The following is a 19,046-nucleotide window of genomic DNA, read 5'->3' as shown; positions in this document are numbered from 1 at the left end:
TAGTTTAATTAGAATTTAACTGAGAATTATTATCATATATAACAATCAATTACCTAAATTAACCATGATATAAATAGGGTGATTTCGTTCACAGATTAACCTATCGAAATTTCGTGTTACCCAATTAGAGGTATATTCTAACTATAGAAAGCGTTGTGGCTTATCCAAAATAAGAATTGATATCATTTAAACGGTAATAATATCGTTTAAGGGTACTTTTGTTTAACCGGAATATTATTTAGTTGAGAGTTAAATAATGCCGGTATAAGGAAAGGATAAAATGGGCAATATTAAATTGGCCATAGTCATAATGCTTAAATCCCTTCTAGCATTCTGCCTCTATGGTTATTCCATTCATGCTGTTGCTGAGCCTGCTGTTACGCCAGTAGGGGAATCAACAAGACATGAAGTCGAATTAATCCGTGACAAAGACTACAAGTGTGTTCAGTGCCATAAAGATTCAAAAGAAACGGTATTGGGTTCACATGGTGAAAGTGCACACGCTTTGCTTGGCCGTGAAGTAAATTGTACCGACTGTCATAGTTCTATTAGCCCCGACCACCGCGAAGGCGCGCCTAAAGTGGTGAAGTATCGTGAGGCTCAATCACAACCAGGTACCGACAAGGTTTACCTAGATCCTAGCTTAATTTTAGATGCCAATAGCCAGTGTATCGATTGTCACAAGCCTGATGATCTGCGCGAAGCGAGCTGGACCCACGACGTTCATGCGCAAAACTTAACGTGTTCAAACTGCCATGATGTTCATGCGACAGAAGCAAAGGTGTTGGGCTTAGATAAGAAGCAAACCATCAAGCTGTGTGTGGATTGCCATTCAGACTTCAACCAGAAGAAAGAAGGGGAGTAATCTATGAGCTGCTCAAGAAGAAACTTTTTAGCTGGCGCAGGTGCCGTTATTTTTACCACAGGTGTTGCGGCAACGGCGGCGGTGACAAGTCGTAAAACGTTGGCCAATGTTCAAGAGGATGGGGCTAAACGTTATGGAATGATTCATGACGAGACCGCGTGTATTGGTTGTACCGCTTGTACAGAAGCTTGTCGTGAAGTGAACAAAGTGCCTGAAGGCGTATCGCGCTTAGAGATTATTAAGAGCGAACCCCAAGGCGAATATCCAAATGTTGATTACCGTTTTACTCGTAACTCTTGCCAACATTGTGATAACGCGCCCTGCGTGATGGTTTGCCCAACAGGGGCGGCCTACAAAGATGAAAAAACCGGCATTGTCGATGTTCATCAAGAGAAGTGTGTCGGTTGTGGTTATTGCTTATTAGCTTGTCCGTATCAAGTGCGCTTTTTCCATCCAGAGAACAAATCCGCAGATAAATGTAACTTCTGCCGTGATACCAATCTTGCACAAGGGAAGTTACCGGCTTGTGTCGAATCTTGCCCGACCAATGCGTTAGTATTTGGCGATCTAAATGACCCTAAGAGTGAGATAAATCAGGTGCTTAAATCTGAGGTGGTTTACAGAGATAAAGCTTATCTCGGTACTCAGCCAAAACTCTATAAAGTGCCACACCAAAAAGGGGAGATCTGATTATGAGTGCATGGGACACAGCTTTTCAGTCTGGTACCGTGGTATGGGACTGGATTATAGCTATCTATCTATTTCTCGCGGGGATGTCGGCGGGTGCCGTAATGATCTCCATTTACCTAAAACGTAAGGTCATTGAAGGCGATCCTGCTCATAATGGTGTGTTAAAGGCGACCGCTTTTCTTGCGCCATTTGGGATCATTTCAGGCCTACTGATCTTGGTTTTCCACCTGACAAAACCGTTATCCTTTTGGAAGATCATGATCTTCTATAATCCGACGTCTGTGATGTCGATGGGTGTGATCTTATTCCAAGTGTATATGGTGATCTTATTTCTTTGGATCGGCATTATATTTAGAGATCAAATCGTCGTATTTTTAAATGACCAAACATGGTTAAAAGGACGACTCGATTTCGTCGGTAACTGGATTGGCAAATTAGAAGTGTTTGAGAGTGCTTTGGAAATATTCTTAGCTGTTCTTGCTCTAATGCTTGCCGCTTATACCGGATTCTTGCTTTCAGCTTTAAATACCTTCCCACTGTTGAATAACCCAGTGTTGCCGATTTTGTTCTTATTCTCGAGCTTATCTTCGGGAGCGGCGGCGTGTATTTTATTTGGTGTGTTGGTCTTTAAAGAATCACCTCATAGCCCGAGTATTTCATGGATCCATGGGTTCGAACGTCCGGTCGTGATGTTTGAGTTGTTTGTTCTGATTACTTTCTTTACTGGGCTTATCTTCGCTGGTGGTCAAAGTGAGCAAGCCGTATGGAACGCCATCGGCAGTGGTTTCTGGGCGAGTTGGTTCTGGTATGGAGTTATCGGTGTTGGCATGGTTTTACCGTTGTTGCTGAATGCCGTTACACCAACCTCGATCCGCCATAGCTCGGTGTATATTTTCTCGGTGACTTCACTAAGCCTAATGGGCGTATTAATGCTGCGAACTTTTGTCCTTTATGCAGGGCAGTTAACGATAGCTTAATTTCGCTCAAGTTTATTAGTGAGCAGATGTTGGATACTAAATATCTGCTTATTAATGAACATGTTCTTAATAAACATGAGATGGGTGTTCAGATCGGCTCTGCTCAAGCGGAGCCTTATTGAGGTGATATGGTCGGTTCTTTGGGGCTGTTTAGTTTGGTGTTGGTTGCTGTACTCAGCAGCATTATTGGTGTGCATTCGTTTTACCAAATGCTAAATAAACGGACGCAAAATCTAGGTTTAATCCGCAGTTTCTCTCTTTCAAGCGCGCTGTTTTCTCTCACTTCTGTCGCGTTGCTTGGCTATGCCTTTATCAGTGATGACTTCTCTATCTTATATGTAGCTGAGCATTCAAATACTCAATTACCCTCATTTTTTAAGTTAGCAGCCGTATGGGCAGGCCATGAAGGCTCCTTGTTATTTTGGGTACTGACACTCAGCGTCTGGTCTGCCGTTATCGCCTTACAAAAACAGTATTCGAATGAATACCAAAGCCGAGTGCTATGGGTGATGAATCTACTGCTCGCGATATTTGCTTGGTTCACCTTATTCGCATCAAATCCGTTTGAAATGAACACGACATTGCCGCTAGAAGGGCGTGACCTTAACCCAATGCTGCAAGATGTCGGTCTGATTTTTCACCCTCCATTGCTTTACCTTGGCTATGTCGGCTTTTCTGTGGTGCTGGCATTTGCTGTCGCCGCTTTGCTTGTTGATCCTATTGAGTTTGATTGGGTTGCCCATTGTCGCAGTTGGTGTTTAGTTGCTTGGATCTTTTTAACTGCAGGGATCATTCTTGGTTCTTGGTGGGCGTATTACGAATTAGGTTGGGGCGGCTGGTGGTTCTGGGATCCGGTTGAAAATGCCAGCTTGTTGCCGTGGCTTACTTCGACCGCTTTACTGCACAGCCTAGGCGTTGCTAAGGGCAAACAACAGTTACTGAAATGGTCTCTCAGTCTCGCTTTCATTACGTTTTGTTTGAGTATCTTAGGCACCTTCATTGTTCGTTCTGGCGTACTTACATCGGTACACGCTTTTGCTGTTGACCCAACCAAAGGTATCGCACTGCTGCTTATATTGGTTTTGGTACTGGTGAGCTCATTTTCTCTGCTTATCGTTAGAGGGGAGTCTTTTGAATCAAGCCCTATTACCAGCTTCGCCAGTAAGAGCTTTTTGAGTTTAGTCGCGGTACTCATTTTTGTATTGGCCACAATCGTGGTTGTGTTCGGCACGTTTTATCCCATGATATTTGAACTGCTTGGACTGGGTAACATATCGGTAGGTGCGCCTTACTTTAATCTATTGATTGCACCTTTGGCGTTGCTTGCGTTGGCCGTCGTAGGTTTAGCCCCTTTGTTGAGTATTAAGCCTCAAGCGTCGAAAGGCGTTATTATGTTGATAGCTCTAGCATCTATTTGTCTCGGGTCCGCCTGTTACGTTTTGCAAGTAGACAAGATTCAAGTGATGGCTCTGATGACATGGTCACTCGCATTTTGGGTTTTACTCACTCACGTTTATGGCTTGGCAGTAACGCACAGTTCCAAGTTCCAACGCAAAGTCTGGGTGATGACCTTTGCCCATGTCGGGGTTGCGGTATTAGCGGTAGGTGCTGCCATGAATAGCTACCACTCGTCTGAGCGCAGTTATAAGTTAAGCCCAGGAGCGGAAGTCGAGTTCATGGATTGGACGCTTGCTCATCGTGATACTGAGCTGTATGTCGCTTCAAATTTTACCGCAGAGAAGGCGATACTCAATCTAGAGTCTGGCGAGCAGAGCTTTCCTATTTCGCCGGAAAGAAGACACTACCAAGTTCGAGTCATGAACATGAGTGAGCCCGCAATGAAGTGGTTCTGGCATGGCGATGTTTATATCACCATGGGAGAGAAAGTAGACTCAACAGGCTATGCATTCCGTGTTCAGTACAAGGCGTATGCACGCTGGATTTGGTTTGGTGGGTTGTTCTCCATTCTCGGCGCTTTACTCTCATTAACTCATCGTAAAAAGAAAACCGTTAAGGCGTCACAGTATGCATACCAGCGTTCGTAACAAGCTCATCACGTTAATTGTCTTGGCATTAGTGATGGTGTTGGGGTTTGCCTTTGCACTCAATAATAAGCAGCAATCCGCGACTGTGTCGGAGCAGAAGAGGGCATTTCCAGAATTCGTGTCTACTGCGTTAGCCAATAGCGAAGGCATCAGTAGCAAACAGAAAATTACGTTGACTGATGTTACTCAGCATCCTTATCAACTAGTAAATGTATGGGCGTCATGGTGCGGTATCTGCAAAACCGAACATGCTTTTTTGCTCAAACTTCATGACAAAGGCATTCCAATTGTTGGGCTCAATTATCGAGATAACTCTGCGGCAGCAATTAATGTGCTATCGAACGACGGCAATCCGTATTCAACGGTGATCAGTGATCCTCAAGGTAAGCTAGCGTTAGAGTTGGGCGTAATTGGCACCCCTGAAACGTATCTGGTCGACGCTGATGGCCAAATCATTAAGAAGTTACTGGGCGTGGTCAATGAATCTGTATGGCAAGAAGAACTTGCGATGTATTTTGATGGTGTGAATCTATGGTGAAGTCTTTAATACAAACACTTGTTATGCTGTCTACGCTTATGTCTGTTAGTTTTCCGACTTTGGCGGAAGACTTGTTTACAGCCAGTAATAAGGATACGAGTATTCAAGTTGAACTCTTTGAGTTTGAAAACCCAGAACAGCAGCAGCGCGCTATTACATTGGCAAAAACGCTACGTTGTCCGCAATGCCAGAACCAAAATCTGGTTGAGTCGAACTCTCCGATAGCAAAAGACTTGCGCCTCGTTGTATTCAATATGGTGAAAGCAGGTCAGAGTAATAATGAAATTACTCAATATATGACAGAAAGGTTCGGTGAATTTGTGCTCTATAAACCGGCAATGAGTGTTTCAAACTTATTACTTTGGCTACTTCCGAGCCTATTATTTCTCTTATTTATATATTTATCAGTAAAAAGTGTTAGAAAGCGCTCATAAAAATTATGTATTACTGTTTACCAATTGACCTGTATTTTGTAACATTAAAGGATTATAAAGGCTAAGCACTGTTATATAAGGATGTATCTGTGGATAACGTAATCTCAAATTTAAAGAAAGAGTTCCATACTCATGTCCGTTCTGACAAATGGGCAGAAAAATACAGTGCGAAATCGAGCATTTCTACGCTCACTCAAGAAGAGTTAGCTGAATTAGAAAACGCTTGGGTTCAACTTGTCATCTGGAAGCAAACTCAAGTAAGTTGAACGTTCTGTAAAAAGTGTAGTCTTAGCCGCAACTGATTAATTTATAACCCCATGTTGGTCATCCCAATGTGGGGTTTTTTGTTACCTGAAAAATTATTGTTATAATATAACAATTTGTGCGTAGTCGACCTTGAAAAAAATTGTTAACAGCCTCATAGTGTCTATCATTAGATAGTTAGCTACAAAATATTGCCTAGACATATAATGTAGTGTCGTTAAACACATCGAATTTTCAAGTGAGTATAGCTATGGCGGAAGTGCGTGCCAGAATAGATTTCAAAGTAGGGGTAACAAGCAGTATTGATGCTGAACTTCTGTCTTTTCATGGATTGAAAACAGACAAAGAGCATGTTGCTGTGATATTTAAATCAGCAGATAAGACACAAGACATACCTCTAGTTCGTATGCACTCTGAGTGCCTTACTGGAGATGTTTTCCATTCTTCTCGCTGTGACTGTGGCGAGCAACTAGACGAAACCATTAGAATTATGGGTGAGACGGGCGGCGTGATTCTTTACTTACGCCAAGAAGGCCGTGGTATTGGTTTATACAACAAAATCGATGCATACCGTCTGCAAAGCGAAGGTATGAACACTTACGAAGCCAACAACCACTTAGGCTTTGGTGATGACTTACGTGATTTTACTGAAGCAGCGGAAATGTTACGCGCTTTAGGCACCACAAAAATCCGTTTGGTGACCAACAATCCTAAGAAAATCAATGAACTTAAATCTTTTGGTATTGAGATTGAAGAAGTGGTGAACACCTCTGCTCATATCAAATCGGGTAATGAAAGCTATCTGAAGGCGAAAGTTTCACACGGTAAGCATAACCTAGATATCTGATTCGCTTGCTTGTTGCGCTTAACATAAAAATGTTTAAAGACCTCACATATGTGAGGTTTTTTTGTATTTATCTTGCAATAAAATTGTAAGTTTGTATTATTCAAATCCGTAGTGCAAATGATAATGGTTTGCACTATTACTACGAATAATAATTTAAAGCTCAACAAGGATGCTTCATGACCATTAAATCTTTAGTGACAAAAGCAGTAACTTCGTCACTCATTTTTGCCTCTGCTTCTTCTTTTGCAGCAGTAACTCAAGATCAAGTTGTAGAACACTATGCAGATATTGCTCATGCCGTGTTTGCAGATTCAGTAATTACAGCAAAAGCGTTGAACTCTTCTATTGATACCTTCTTAGCTTCTCCTTCTGCTGGCAACTTCGAACAAGTAAAACAAGCTTGGCTTGAGTCTCGCGTACCTTACCAACAGTCAGAAGTATTCCGCTTCGGCAACGCTGTTGTTGATGATTGGGAAGGCCAACTGAACGCATGGCCACTAGATGAAGGCCTGATTGACTACGTATCTTCTGATTACCAATATGAGCTTGGTAACGAAGGCGCTAGCGCAAACATCGTGGCTAACAAGACTTTCCAAATTGGTCAGACTACTGTTGATGCAACTAACATTACTCCAGAGCTAATCGCTGACTTGAACGAGATCGGCGGTTCTGAAGCGAACGTAGCGTCTGGCTACCACGCAATTGAATTCCTACTTTGGGGCCAAGATTTAAACGGCACAAACAGCGGTGCAGGTGAGCGTGCTTACACTGATTTCGTTGTTGGTGCTGAGTGTACTAACGGCAACTGTGACCGTCGTGGCGCATATCTAAAAGCATCTGCTGAGCTACTTATCCAAGACCTAGAGTGGATGGAAAAGCAGTGGGCTGAAGGCGAGAAAGGTAACTACCGTCAAGAACTGCTTTCTGAATCTAGCGAAAACGGCCTACGTAAAATGTTATTCGGCATGGGTTCACTGTCTCTTGGTGAGCTTGCTGGTGAGCGTATGAAGGTGGCTTTAGAAGCTAACTCTACTGAAGATGAGCACGATTGCTTCTCTGATAACACGCACAACTCTCACTACTACAACGAGCAAGGTATCTACAACGTTTATACGGGTCTATACAAGCGTGAAGACGGTACTCTGCTTTCAGGTCCAAGCCTGTTTGACCTAGTTGAGCAAAAAGACGAGCAAGCTGCGAAAGAGATTCAAAAGCAGTTTGACCTAGCACGTGCACAAGTAGGCCAACTGGTAATGTCTGCTGAGAAAAACAACCAGCACTTCGATCAGCTAATTGCTGCTGACAACGCTGCGGGTAACGCACTAGTAAACAAAACGATTGTTGCGCTAGTGTCTCAAACAGCTGCAATTGAGCGTGCTGCGGGTGTGATTGGCATTGATAGCCTGAACCCAGACACAGCGGATCACGAGTTCTAAAAACCTGAGCCAAAAATAAATATAAGGGCTCTCATTGAGCCCTTAATTGTTTGATCCTCAAGAAAGCCACACCCACATAAAAACTAAAACCAAAAAACACAGCAAGGCAATGTATGAAGTCGTATCTATCAGCCTCACTATTAACCGCACTGTTTGTCTTATCGCCATTACATGCCCATGAAACTTACTCTGGCGGCAAAACGACCGTTAAGAAAGAGGGGGCGAACGCTTTTTCCCTTCCCGCAGCCAATCTACCAATGAGTAAGCGCTTGGATTTCAGCGTAGGTAATAGCTTCTTTAGAAACCCTTGGGTTCCTGCACCGTCATCAACCGATGCTCGTGATGGGTTAGGACCACTATTTAATACTAACGGCTGTCAAAACTGCCACATCAAAGATGGTCGTGGTCACGCGCCAGAAGAAGGAGATGAGAACGCAGTATCCATGTTGGTTCGTTTAAGCATTCCGGCTGAAACGCCTGAGCAGCGACAAGCCTTCATTCGAGATGGTGGAATTCCAGAGCCGACGTACGGCGGTCAGCTACAAGATTTTGCGCTTCAAGGTGTAAAACCAGAGGGCAAAGTGAACATTAGCTACACGGATGTTCCTGTTGAATTCAAAGACGGCACCGTCGTTACTCTGCGTAAACCCACTTTAAATATTACTGAACTTGCTTTCGGCGAGATGCATCCTAAGACCGAGTTTTCAGCTCGAGTGGCGCCGCCAATGATTGGTCTTGGTTTGCTTGAAAGTATCCCACAAGAAACGATTCTTGGATTTGCAGAGCAGCAATTGGCAGACAAACAGGGCGTGTCGGGTAAAGCCAACTATGTTCTTGATGTTCAAACCAATGAAATGGCGCTAGGTCGTTTCGGTTGGAAAGCCGGGCAGCCAAACTTAATGCAGCAAAACGCGGCGGCATTTAACGGTGACTTAGGCCTGACAAGCAGCTTATTTCCGAATGAAAACTGCACATCAGCGCAATCAACCTGTGATGATTTTCCAAATGGTGGCGAGCCAGAAGTCAGTGACAACATCTTAGATTTTGTTGAGTTCTATTCGCAGCATCTCGCGGTACCTGTTCGTCGTAATGTCGATAACCCAGCGGTTGTTCAAGGTAAAAATCTGTTCAAAGAGATTGGTTGTCAAAGCTGTCACCAAGCTGAAATTCGCACGGCAGAGCGAGAAGGTCTGTCTGCATTATCTAATCAGTTAATTAGCCCATATACCGACATGTTGCTACACGACATGGGTGAAGGCTTAGCGGACAATCGCCCTGAGTATCTTGCCAATGGTCAAGAGTGGCGTACCACACCACTTTGGGGATTAGGTTATACCAAAGAAGTGAACGGTCATACGTTCTTACTTCATGACGGTCGCGCAAGAAACGTTATGGAAGCGGTACTTTGGCATGGTGGTGAAGCAGAAATGGCAAAACAAAAAGTATTAGCTTTGAGTAGCAGTGAACGCGAAGCACTACTAGCGTTTTTGGACTCATTATAGGCTGTCTTGAATTCAGTTAAGCCAACGGCTTAGTTACTTAAGAAAACCGCTAACAAAAGACTGACTAACGCTGAACTTGTAGGGATACGAGGCCAGCGGTCGTTTCATATTTATTGAACTCATATAATTAAAAGAAAAACTAGGAAGTAAGGTAACAGCATGGCACATAAATTTTTGTTAATGCCCTTGTCGGTATTAATCATGGCAGGCTGCCAGTCATCGGGTGAGCAAACGGCTTCATCTGGGGTTAACGGTGTCTCTTATCAAGCAGACACGACTGCTCATATCAGTCGCAGTGTCTATCAACAAGAGTTTGATTCAGCCGTGCTATTCGCTAAGCAAGCCGGTGAGCTGGAAGTCTTGATGCAGGGTTACTGTGAAACCAACAATATTGAGCTGGATGCGTTGGAAAATCAGTGGCAGCTCACCATGAACAGCTGGATGGCACTGCAAGGACAAGAAAGAGGCCCAACATCGGCATTGGAACAGAGCTGGAATGTTCAGTTTTGGCCAGACAAAAAGAACACCACAGGTCTAAAAATGCGTCAACTGACTCAGCAAGATAAAGCTTGGTCACAAGATGAAATCGCACAGCAGAGTGTGACTGTTCAAGGGCTAGGTGCGTTGGAATGGTCGCTTTATGACGAGCAATCGCCACTGCTTCAAGATAAAGCTTCAGGTTGTCTATCTTCACAAGCTATCGCACAAAACCTGGCGATGAAATCGGCCTCTATTGCTGAAGCTTGGCAGGTTAACCCGTGGTTAGCACTGGACGAGATGCGTTGGGAATCGGAGTACATCGCTTTGTTGACCAATCAACTTGATTACAGCATGAAAAAACTGAGTCGTCCGATGGCTAAAATTGGTCATCCACGTCCTTACTTCTCAGAATCATGGCGTGCACAAACCTCGATGACTCAACTAAAAGCCAATGTAGCAGCACTTCAGAATTTGTACCTTGCCGGTGGCAATGGCCTAGACGGCTTGTTGAGAGAAAAGGGCTTAAATGACCTTGCCGATCGTGTAGCTGCCCAGTTCACGCTAACCTTAGATACTTGGCCTACAGACTCTAGCTTGTTTACTCTATTACAGAGCAAAGAGGGCTACCGAGAGGTGCTGACTCAATACAACAAACTAGAACGTTTGAAGTACCTGATTCATGAAGAAGTAGCGATAGAGCTTGGCGTGGTAATAGGATTTAATGCTACCGATGGTGACTGATAATACGAGAAGATCGTTACTCAAGGCTGCACTGGGTTGTGCAGCTGTTCCATTGCTTCCGTTTGGGTGTGCGACTCGAAAGGATGGGGTGAGTGCGTCGAACGATCCCCAACTGATTGGCTGTGCGCTTAATGGTCGTGGTCAATATTCTGCAGTTGTGGCTGACGAATTTGGCATGCCACTGAGCCAACTTCCCATCCCCAATCGTGGCCATGGCGTCGCGATTTGCCCAACCTCATCGCATGCGGTGGTTTTTGCTCGTCGTCCTGGTGACTATTTTATGGTGTTTGACTATAAAAACGGTCAGCAGATCAAAATGGTCGTCAAAGGTAACAACCGCCACTTCTATGGTCATGGGGTTTACTCATTAGATGGCAAGTTACTGTATGCCACCGAAGGGAAAACGGACACCAGCCAAGGCGTGATTGGCGTTTACGATGTCGCGCAAGGCTATCGTAAGGTCGAAGAGTTCACTGGTTTCGGTATCGGCCCACATGAAGTGATCATCATGCCGGATGGTAATCTCGCGATCGGCGTTGGTGGCGTTCATACTGATGGTAGAACACCGAAAAACCTCGATTCGATGCTGCCGAGCTTGAGTTATGTTTCTCCTGAAGGTGTGTTACTTGATCAGGTTGAATTGTTGGATAAGAAGCTGAGCATTCGACATTTAGCCCATGATGGTGCTGAAACGGTACTTTGTGGCCAGCAATATCGTGGTGAACCAGATGAGTATCCTTCGCTATTGGCGATGCATACTAAAGGCGGCCAGTTTGAATCACTGAACGCAGAGCCTGAGCAATGGGCAAGGTTCAATCACTATATCGCCAGTATTGCGGCGTCAGACGATTGGATTATTGCGACTTCGCCAAGAGGCAATTGCTACGGTATTTGGTCGAAAGAGACCAAAGAATTAGTAGAACTGTCTGCATTATCTGACGCTTCTGGTGCTGTGCTGTTTGATGGTGAGTTTCGATTAAGCTCTGGGGCGGGCAGTGTGGTTAGCCAGCGCAAGCCTTATGAGAAATCAACTCAGCAATCATCGGTCCAGTGGGATAATCACTGGAGTGCAATTTGATTCATAAATCCCTTAAAAAATAACATGCTTACTCCCGTTTCTTTGCCATACTTATGGAATTGTTGGTGACGGAGTTAAGCATGTTAGCAAAATACTTCTGTGGATTATTGGTGTTAGTTTCCGTGCATGCATGGAGCTATGCGAGTTCTGACGAGAGCCGTTTCATTCCGGCGGAATCAGAACTCTCTTTCATGCTTATATATCCAGAGCTCACACAGAGTATCTATCAAGACACTTCTCTGCCTATCCTTTGGGATTCTCCTGAGCTGGTTAAAGCGTTTGAGTTCCAATTGTCGCTTCTTGAACAAGCGCAAATGGCACCACTCTTCGAGCGACAACTCAAGCAAATCCGTCACTATCAATCCCATGCTCAATGGCAAGAGTTGGACATATTACTTACCGATACTTTTATCTACTACCTGAGCTACGTTGAAAATGCGCCGCTTGCCGGTAAAGATTGGTACTTCTCGGGCAAGTTGCATTCCAAATTACCTGCGCCTTCTCCGCATATTCTGATGAGCTTAAAAAGCAGCGTTGCCAATGATTACTTATTGGAGATGGTGTTGTCTTACGCGCCGCCTGTTGGGGATTTTGACCAATTCAAAGCAACCTATTCGGTGTTAGAAACCGCCTCTGAACTCAATATTGAACGATATAGACAGAAAGGTTTGAAGCGCTTGGGTGACGAGCTTTCAGACAAGACGGTTCTTGTTGAGCGCATTGCTTTGGTTGGTGTTGATACCTCGATGATCGCGGTCGATTTTCCCAAGTTCGATCGAGATCTGCAAAAGGCGATTAAATCTTTCCAACGCATGCACGGTCTTACGGATGATGGGATCATCGGGCCAGACACGATCAAATGGATCAATATGGGCTTTGATGATCGACTTACTTCCCTAGCATTGAACGCCGAGCGTGCCCGCTTATGGCCAAGAAATAGAGACTCACTGATTGTGGTGAATGTACCTAGTTTTGATATGAAGTATTGGGAAGATGGGGAAGAGGTTTTTGAATCTAAAGTTGTGGTTGGGAGAAAATCGAGAAAAACACCACTCTTAGAGATAAAGCTTGATTCGGTTATCTTAAATCCGACTTGGAACGTGCCATGGAAAATCATGGTTAAAGATATCTTGCCTAAAGTAAAAGCCGACGAGAGTTATCTTGAAACACACAATTTTCAAGTGATCGATGGTTGGCGTTCGATGGAAACTGTCGATACTACCGAGATAGATTGGCAAACGATTAACTTTAACTCTTTTCCTTATCGAATGCGCCAGCAAGCAGGCTCTAGTAACGCATTGGGTTTGTATAAGTTCAATACGCCCAACAAGCGAGCCATCTATCTCCATGACACCCCAAGTAAAAGCTTGTTTAACGATGACTTCCGCGCCTATAGCTCTGGTTGTATTCGTGTTGAGCATGCCGAGGAACTCGCGGAGTTGTTATTTGCGACTAAGGTAAAGAAAGTGCCGAATCAGGATGATGAACTTGCGCCCAATACTAAGGTTCGTCTCAAGAAGCGAATTCCAGTGCATATCATTTATCAAACCGTGTTGTTTGAAGAAGGAGGCATACAATACCGCGGTGATATCTACCAATATGATAAAGAGGGCGGTTGATTGAAATATGGTCAAGAAAGGTGATCTTGACTGAAAAATGACAACCAAGCTTCTATTGATAAAATTATAATGAGTATCAATAACTAACCGTGCAAAGGTTACAAATACTAACGTTTTGCACGGTTTTTGTACGTTGACGCAGCCAATTCCATTATGTATCGTGCATTTTTCGTTCGATCTAATTGGTTTTTTTGCTGTATGTCTCAAAGTTTATTTTCACGCCGTCAGTTTCTGACTTACGCTGGTGGTACTGCTGTAGTCGCCTCTCTTACTCCTTCTATCGCTTTCGCTTCATACCCGGATCAACCAAGAACGATTAGCATGAACAATCTTCACACTGGTGAACGATTAGAGACTTGTTATTTCGATGGCACTAACTATGTTGGTGACGAGATGGCACGCCTTAGCAAACTGTGCCGTGACTTCCGCCGCAATGAGATTCATCCAATGGATAAGAACCTGTTTGATCAGATCACTCAGATTCAAAATGTACTGGGTATTCAAAAAGAAGTTCAAATCATCTCTGGCTACCGCTCTCCAGCAACCAACGAAGCGTTGCGCTCTAAGTCGAGTGGTGTCGCTAAAAAGAGCTATCACATGCTTGGTAAAGCGATCGATTTTCGTATCGATGGTGTTGATTTAAAGGAACTGAGAGACGTAGCTAAAAGTCTGCAAGCAGGTGGTGTTGGTTATTACGCTCGTAGTAACTTCATCCACATTGATACTGGTCCAGTTCGCAGCTGGTAGAGCTAAGCTGAGTTATTGAGTGATACGGTAGGCACTTGTCAAAGTAGACATCCAATGTCATAGTTTGCCCAAATTTCAGTTTGTTCTAATAATTCGGTTTATTGCTGCTCAGTTTGTTGCTGTTTAGTTTGTTATTGTTGGGTTTGTTGCCAATAACATAGCGATATTCGAGTTGTTCACCAGATTCGCTCTTTAAGGTTTGTATATGTCTCTTAAGTATCAAGTTGTACCTGTTACCTCTTTTTCTCAGAACTGCTCGATTGTGTGGTGTGATGAAACCATGGAAGGCATCGTTGTCGATCCGGGCGGTGATGTTCAACAACTCGCGGCTATCATTGAAGAACTCGGTGTTAAAGTGGTGAACTTGGTACTGACGCACGGTCACTTAGATCATGTTGGCGGTACGGTACCACTTGCTGAGATCTTGAAGGTTGAAATTGTGGGCCCGCATAAGGCAGACAACTTCTGGCTACAAGGTCTAGAGAATCAAAGTCAGATGTTTGGTTTCCCACTGTGTAAAGCTTTTGAACCAAACACTTGGTTAGAAGAGGGCGACAAAGTCACTTTTGGTAATCAAGTGATTGATGTGATTCACACGCCAGGCCACACGCCAGGTCACGTTGTACTGTTCAGTGAGCAAGCTCGTTTAGCGTTTGTGGGTGATGTGTTGTTTAACGGCGCAATTGGCCGTACTGACTTCCCACAAGGTGACTTCAATACGCTTATCGCTTCAATCAAGACTAAGCTTTGGCCACTAGGCAGTGACGTAACATTCGTTCCGGGCCATGGTCCTGAATCGACATTCGGTCGCGAGCGTGCATCAAACCCGTTCGTCGCAGATGAAATGCCTCTGTACTAATTAAATCTTTGATTTTCCAACCGATTATTTGTGTCGATTGATTGAAAATGAAGCTTAGCTTTTGTCCTGAAAGCTAAGCTTTTTTATTGTGTGTGAACTTACTGGTAAACCTTAATCAGAAAGACGTTCAGCGGCAGCCAAGTAGCGTCGAGCCAGCCCAACAAACTCTTCTCCACTCATATTCAAATCATGGGTTGATATGAAAATGTCATAACCGTGGAAGCCCCTTTGATATTTCATTCTGTTGGCAAGCATCGCCTGCAATCCAGAATAGTTTTTAATCACCGCGTTTGGACTGTTTGTCTCATTTGGTGAATCAAGGTTGTCCTGTGATTGGTTATCGTTGAAATTTACGTTGTCGGTATTCTGCGACTCTTTGTATTGGCTTAGTTCGACACAGCCACTTTCAGTACAACGCGCATGGTAATGCGATGAGTCGAGAACCATATCCTCAAAGTTGGACTCTTTGCCTGCTTGTTTGGCTCCTAAGTACAAAAGTGCTCGTTGGCTGAGCAATAATTCACAAGTTATTTTAGGGCAAATCGAATCGAGGTAGGGCGAGTAATCTTTTACTTTAATTCCGACCCAGGGCAGAGGTTGATGCCAACCATCTTGTTCATAAGTGCAAAGACCAATTTTTTGGATGTTACTCCATTTTAAAACCCAACCCCCTTTGTAAAAGTGCTGCTGAAAATGAGTCGGGGTAAGTGTGAACATCACTCGGCTGCGCAGCATCAAATAGTAGCCAGTTCCCAGAAGCGCAATACTGCAAAAAGCACCCACGATCAGTAACTTTGGATTGTCACTGTAGAGCGAAACGATCAAGCAAATGAAGCCTAAAATAATGGCGAGGATACGGTACGAGCGAGTGAATGAAGGCAAAGAGAAATTACTAAGGTGACGAGTGTCCATAGGTAACACCAAGTTTTCATATTTTTGTCTGGATGGATAACCAGTGTATATGACCCTGAATTGATAAGTCGATGTTTAAATAATAGACGCTAGTAGACAATATCGGTATTTTTCGTCGACTTTCGACGCTTCACTCTACAAATAGCTCCTGTTTTTTGGTATAAATCGCGCTTCAAATTTTCACCACTGCGAAAAGAGCAGTGAACTGGAGAAATATTCAATGAGACTTGCTCATAAGCGTAAGGTGCAGGCTAAACTGCAGAAACGCACTAAAGCGGCTGTAGTTAAAGCAGTGGCAACGCCGAAAAAAGCGAAGCCTGTCGCAGAGAAAGTTGTAGCAGAAAAAACTGTAGCAGCAAAACCAGCGGTAGAGAAAGCAGTAGCAGCAACTAAAGAAGTTGCAGTAGCACTGACTCCTAAGCAACAACAAGTTCTAGACATCGTTGTTAGCAATGCTGAAGGCATTAACCCTAAAGGTATCGGCCTAGAAGCTGGTCAAGAAGACGCGAAAGCAGCTTCATGGGCAACAGGCGCATTGAAAAAACTTCTTGAAGAAAACCTAGTAGCGAAAGAGCAGCTAGCAGGTAACAAGGTTATCTACAAAGCTATCTAATCCTGTGGGATTACATTCGCTTCGTTAAGTTTTTAAGCCTCGATTTTCGAGGCTTTTTTGTATCTGGCACATTATGCCAAGTCCGAGCCCAAATCCAAGCCTAAACCTAGGCTCTATAATCTCAATTCCAATTCGATATACGGCTTAACTGATTAGTGTTGTCTCGTGTCAGAGCTTCGAATCAGCAAGCACTAAATTAGGGCGTTAGCTAGGTAGATCAAGAGAGCAAAGCCTTGATTTTTTTCCCTAAAATACAGCAATGAATAGAGCTTCATCACGAAATGGCAATCAATTGTTAAGAGTATTTAATTATTAATACTTAGGTATTTATCAATACGCATTGCCTTGGTGAATATCCAAACTCCTTTGAAATCGACACTATTCAATCATCTCCTACGTAGTTCTACTTAATCCTTTGGTCTAATACGTAACTTTGTTAACGCCATGCGTGCGTGCTCTCCCTGATATCTTGTTGCCTCATCACGGTGCACTCTTATGTTGAATCATAAAAAATGCTCATAGAAAGAGTGTTAACCCAACAAAGGACGTGAACATGAGTCTCATTTCTAACTCCCTCACACGAGTTTTTAAAAACGTTGCAGTAACTGCTGCGGCTTGTTTAGCTTTGGTCGCTACTGGTGCTACAGCCGCTGATAAGGTTTACCGTTTAAAACTTGCGGAAACTTGGGGACCAAACTTCCCAGTTTTCGGTGATGCAACCAAAAACATGGCGGCGATGGCTGAGAAGATGTCGAATGGTCGACTGCAAATCAGAATCGATTCAGCAAACAAACACAAAGCACCTCTTGGCGTTTTTGACATGGTTAAGTCTGGTCAATACGACATGGGTCACTCAGGCTCTTACTACTGGAAAGGTAAAGTTCCAAACACTCTTTACTTCACTTCTATGCCTTTCGGTATGACGCCAGCAGAACAATACGCGTGGTTCTATCACGGTGGTGGTATGGAGTTAATGGAGCAGGTTTACTCTCCACATAACTTGATGTCTTTCCCTGGTGGTAACACGGATATCCAGATGGGGGGTTGGTTTCAAAAAGAGATCAACAGCGTTGAAGATCTACAAGGTCTGAAAATGCGAATCCCGGGCTTTGCAGGCGAGATTCTTGCTGAGCTAGGTGCTAAACCGACGAACATTGCCCCAGGTGAACTTTACACGTCTCTAGAGCGTCGCACGATTGATGCACTAGAGTGGGTAGGTCCATCGCTGGATTTACGAATGGGCTTCCACAAAATCGCGCCTTACTACTACACAGGTTGGCACGAGCCGGGTTCAGAGCTTCAATTCCTAGTGAACAAGCGTACATGGAACAAGCTGCCTGAAGACCTACAAGAAATCTTACGTGTTGCAATGCGTACTGCGGCTTACGACATGTACACACAAGCAACGCACGAAAGTGGTAAGAACTGGGTTTCAATGAAGACAGAATACCCAGATGTACAAGTGAAAGATTTCCCACCAGAGGTTATGTCTGCTCTGAAAGAAGCGAACGATCGCCTACTGGCTGCACATGCTGAGAAAGATGAGCTAGCAAAAGAGATTCAAGCTTCACAAGCAAGCTACCTAGAGCAAGTACGTTCATGGACGGATATTTCACATAGAGCTTATCTAAATAGCCAAGCGAAATAATCGACAGTTGTTGAACTGAATCTAAATGAACCCGAAGCTTTTCTTATTGAGTATTTAAGAGTGAATAAGCCGAGGGTTCATTTAAAACATAATAACTAAGCAGGATAAATCCTGTATTACGCTCAAGAACCTTTTCTACGTCCTACAGCTCGTTACCTCAGCTGCGCGATGTCTTTTCAAATTCCATGGAGTCGGGAATGCGAAGTCTAATTTATATTGAACGCCTGTTTAATCGTATCGGTGACGCACTGGGATGGCTTTCCAGTATGTTGTTTATTTTACTTATCGCCAACGTCGTGTATGACGTTGTCATGAGATATGCCTTCAACGATGTCTCTATCGCCTTCCAAGAGATGGAATGGCACCTTTTCTCCGCCGTTTTCCTACTCGGTGTTCCTTATGCCATCAAGGCTGGTGGCCATGTTCGAGTTGACGTGTTCTATGAGCAACTGAGCTTTAAAGCACAAGCGATTATTGACCTGCTTGGCACGCTTATCTTTCTTCTTCCGTTTTGCCTGCTGGTGGCTTGGTTTGGTATCGATGTTGCCAAAGAGAGTTATGAACTGGGTGAAACCTCAGGCGATCCCGGTGGCCTGCCGTATCGCTGGATCATCAAAGCTATGATCCCGCTGTCATTCTTTTTGATGGCACTCAGTGGCGTAGGTTTAATCCTGCATTCGCTGAACAAGATTTTTAATCCGCACCTTATCCATGCAAACAATACTCATACAAAGAATAAGTAGAGGCTGAA

The 19,046-nt window shown here is 44.0% G+C and carries 19 protein-coding genes; 18 read left to right on the top strand and 1 reads right to left on the bottom strand.

The annotated features are described in order from the left end of the window. The first annotated feature begins 280 nt into the window (after positions 1-280). From nrfB to AB6D58_RS02345, 15 genes are all read left to right on the top strand, one after another. Positions 281-865: a cytochrome c nitrite reductase pentaheme subunit gene (nrfB, locus tag AB6D58_RS02415; RefSeq protein WP_019822323.1), complete on the top strand. Its 585-nt coding sequence runs from the start codon at positions 281-283 to the stop codon at positions 863-865. Positions 866-868: 3 nt separating this feature from the next. After that, positions 869-1,555 carry a cytochrome c nitrite reductase Fe-S protein gene (gene nrfC, locus AB6D58_RS02410; RefSeq protein WP_372156440.1) on the top strand — a complete coding sequence of 229 codons (687 nt, stop codon included), beginning with the start codon at positions 869-871 and terminating at the stop codon, positions 1,553-1,555. Between the two features lie 2 nt (positions 1,556-1,557). Then, positions 1,558-2,532 (top strand): cytochrome c nitrite reductase subunit NrfD, encoded by a 975-nt coding sequence (gene nrfD / locus AB6D58_RS02405; protein WP_372149520.1) that lies wholly within the window; start codon positions 1,558-1,560, stop codon positions 2,530-2,532. Between the two features lie 128 nt (positions 2,533-2,660). Next, positions 2,661-4,577: a heme lyase CcmF/NrfE family subunit gene (locus tag AB6D58_RS02400; protein WP_372156438.1), complete on the top strand. Its 1,917-nt coding sequence runs from the start codon at positions 2,661-2,663 to the stop codon at positions 4,575-4,577. Then, complete coding sequence (locus AB6D58_RS02395; protein ID WP_372156436.1) at positions 4,558-5,115, top strand: DsbE family thiol:disulfide interchange protein; 558 nt, start codon at positions 4,558-4,560, stop codon at positions 5,113-5,115. The genes AB6D58_RS02400 and AB6D58_RS02395 overlap by 20 nt, the downstream gene beginning before the upstream one ends. Then, positions 5,109-5,549: a heme lyase NrfEFG subunit NrfF gene (gene nrfF, locus AB6D58_RS02390; protein ID WP_372156434.1), complete on the top strand. Its 441-nt coding sequence runs from the start codon at positions 5,109-5,111 to the stop codon at positions 5,547-5,549. Before AB6D58_RS02395 ends, nrfF begins: the two co-directional genes overlap by 7 nt. 89 nt (positions 5,550-5,638) lie before the next feature. Next, positions 5,639-5,815 (top strand): hypothetical protein, encoded by a 177-nt coding sequence (locus AB6D58_RS02385; RefSeq protein ID WP_060982434.1) that lies wholly within the window; start codon positions 5,639-5,641, stop codon positions 5,813-5,815. A gap of 248 nt (positions 5,816-6,063) precedes the next feature. Next, complete coding sequence (ribA, locus tag AB6D58_RS02380; RefSeq protein ID WP_009848836.1) at positions 6,064-6,660, top strand: GTP cyclohydrolase II; 597 nt, start codon at positions 6,064-6,066, stop codon at positions 6,658-6,660. A gap of 176 nt (positions 6,661-6,836) precedes the next feature. Next, positions 6,837-8,096 carry an imelysin family protein gene (locus AB6D58_RS02375; protein ID WP_372156432.1) on the top strand — a complete coding sequence of 420 codons (1,260 nt, stop codon included), beginning with the start codon at positions 6,837-6,839 and terminating at the stop codon, positions 8,094-8,096. Positions 8,097-8,209: 113 nt separating this feature from the next. Then, the gene (locus AB6D58_RS02370) at positions 8,210-9,598 is read left to right on the top strand and encodes a di-heme oxidoredictase family protein (protein ID WP_372156431.1); all 1,389 of its coding nucleotides are present in this window, start codon (positions 8,210-8,212) and stop codon (positions 9,596-9,598) included. A 159-nt stretch (positions 9,599-9,757) separates the two neighbouring features. Continuing rightward, entirely contained in the window at positions 9,758-10,819 is a 1,062-nt protein-coding gene (locus AB6D58_RS02365) for an imelysin family protein (RefSeq protein ID WP_372156430.1), read from the top strand. Beyond that, positions 10,809-11,897: a DUF1513 domain-containing protein gene (locus AB6D58_RS02360; RefSeq protein WP_102332082.1), complete on the top strand. Its 1,089-nt coding sequence runs from the start codon at positions 10,809-10,811 to the stop codon at positions 11,895-11,897. The genes AB6D58_RS02365 and AB6D58_RS02360 overlap by 11 nt, the downstream gene beginning before the upstream one ends. 80 nt (positions 11,898-11,977) lie before the next feature. Next, the gene (locus AB6D58_RS02355; RefSeq protein ID WP_017066831.1) at positions 11,978-13,516 is read left to right on the top strand and encodes a murein L,D-transpeptidase; all 1,539 of its coding nucleotides are present in this window, start codon (positions 11,978-11,980) and stop codon (positions 13,514-13,516) included. A gap of 198 nt (positions 13,517-13,714) precedes the next feature. After that, positions 13,715-14,263: a YcbK family protein gene (locus AB6D58_RS02350; protein WP_017060953.1), complete on the top strand. Its 549-nt coding sequence runs from the start codon at positions 13,715-13,717 to the stop codon at positions 14,261-14,263. Positions 14,264-14,468: 205 nt separating this feature from the next. Beyond that, entirely contained in the window at positions 14,469-15,122 is a 654-nt protein-coding gene (locus AB6D58_RS02345) for an MBL fold metallo-hydrolase (RefSeq protein ID WP_017060954.1), read from the top strand. A 111-nt stretch (positions 15,123-15,233) separates the two neighbouring features. Here the strand turns inward: AB6D58_RS02345 and AB6D58_RS02340 are convergent, their stop codons facing one another. Then, positions 15,234-16,034 (bottom strand): DUF2982 domain-containing protein, encoded by an 801-nt coding sequence (locus AB6D58_RS02340; RefSeq protein WP_017060955.1) that lies wholly within the window; start codon positions 16,032-16,034, stop codon positions 15,234-15,236. Positions 16,035-16,254: 220 nt separating this feature from the next. Here AB6D58_RS02340 and AB6D58_RS02335 point away from each other — a divergent pair, with 220 nt between their 5' ends. From AB6D58_RS02335 to AB6D58_RS02325, 3 genes are all read left to right on the top strand, one after another. Further along, entirely contained in the window at positions 16,255-16,647 is a 393-nt protein-coding gene (locus AB6D58_RS02335; RefSeq protein ID WP_017060956.1) for a hypothetical protein, read from the top strand. 553 nt (positions 16,648-17,200) lie between these two features. Then, positions 17,201-18,295: a TRAP transporter substrate-binding protein gene (locus AB6D58_RS02330; RefSeq protein ID WP_017060957.1), complete on the top strand. Its 1,095-nt coding sequence runs from the start codon at positions 17,201-17,203 to the stop codon at positions 18,293-18,295. A gap of 197 nt (positions 18,296-18,492) precedes the next feature. Beyond that, positions 18,493-19,038 carry a TRAP transporter small permease subunit gene (locus tag AB6D58_RS02325; protein ID WP_372106116.1) on the top strand — a complete coding sequence of 182 codons (546 nt, stop codon included), beginning with the start codon at positions 18,493-18,495 and terminating at the stop codon, positions 19,036-19,038. Positions 19,039-19,046 lie beyond the last annotated feature (8 nt).

It is taken from the genome of Vibrio sp. 10N.239.312.D08 (assembly GCF_041466145.1).
Taxonomy (GTDB): domain Bacteria; phylum Pseudomonadota; class Gammaproteobacteria; order Enterobacterales; family Vibrionaceae; genus Vibrio; species Vibrio crassostreae_C.
The sequence above is the reverse complement of the archived record's forward strand: the minus strand, read 5'-3'. Positions and strand labels throughout refer to the sequence as shown.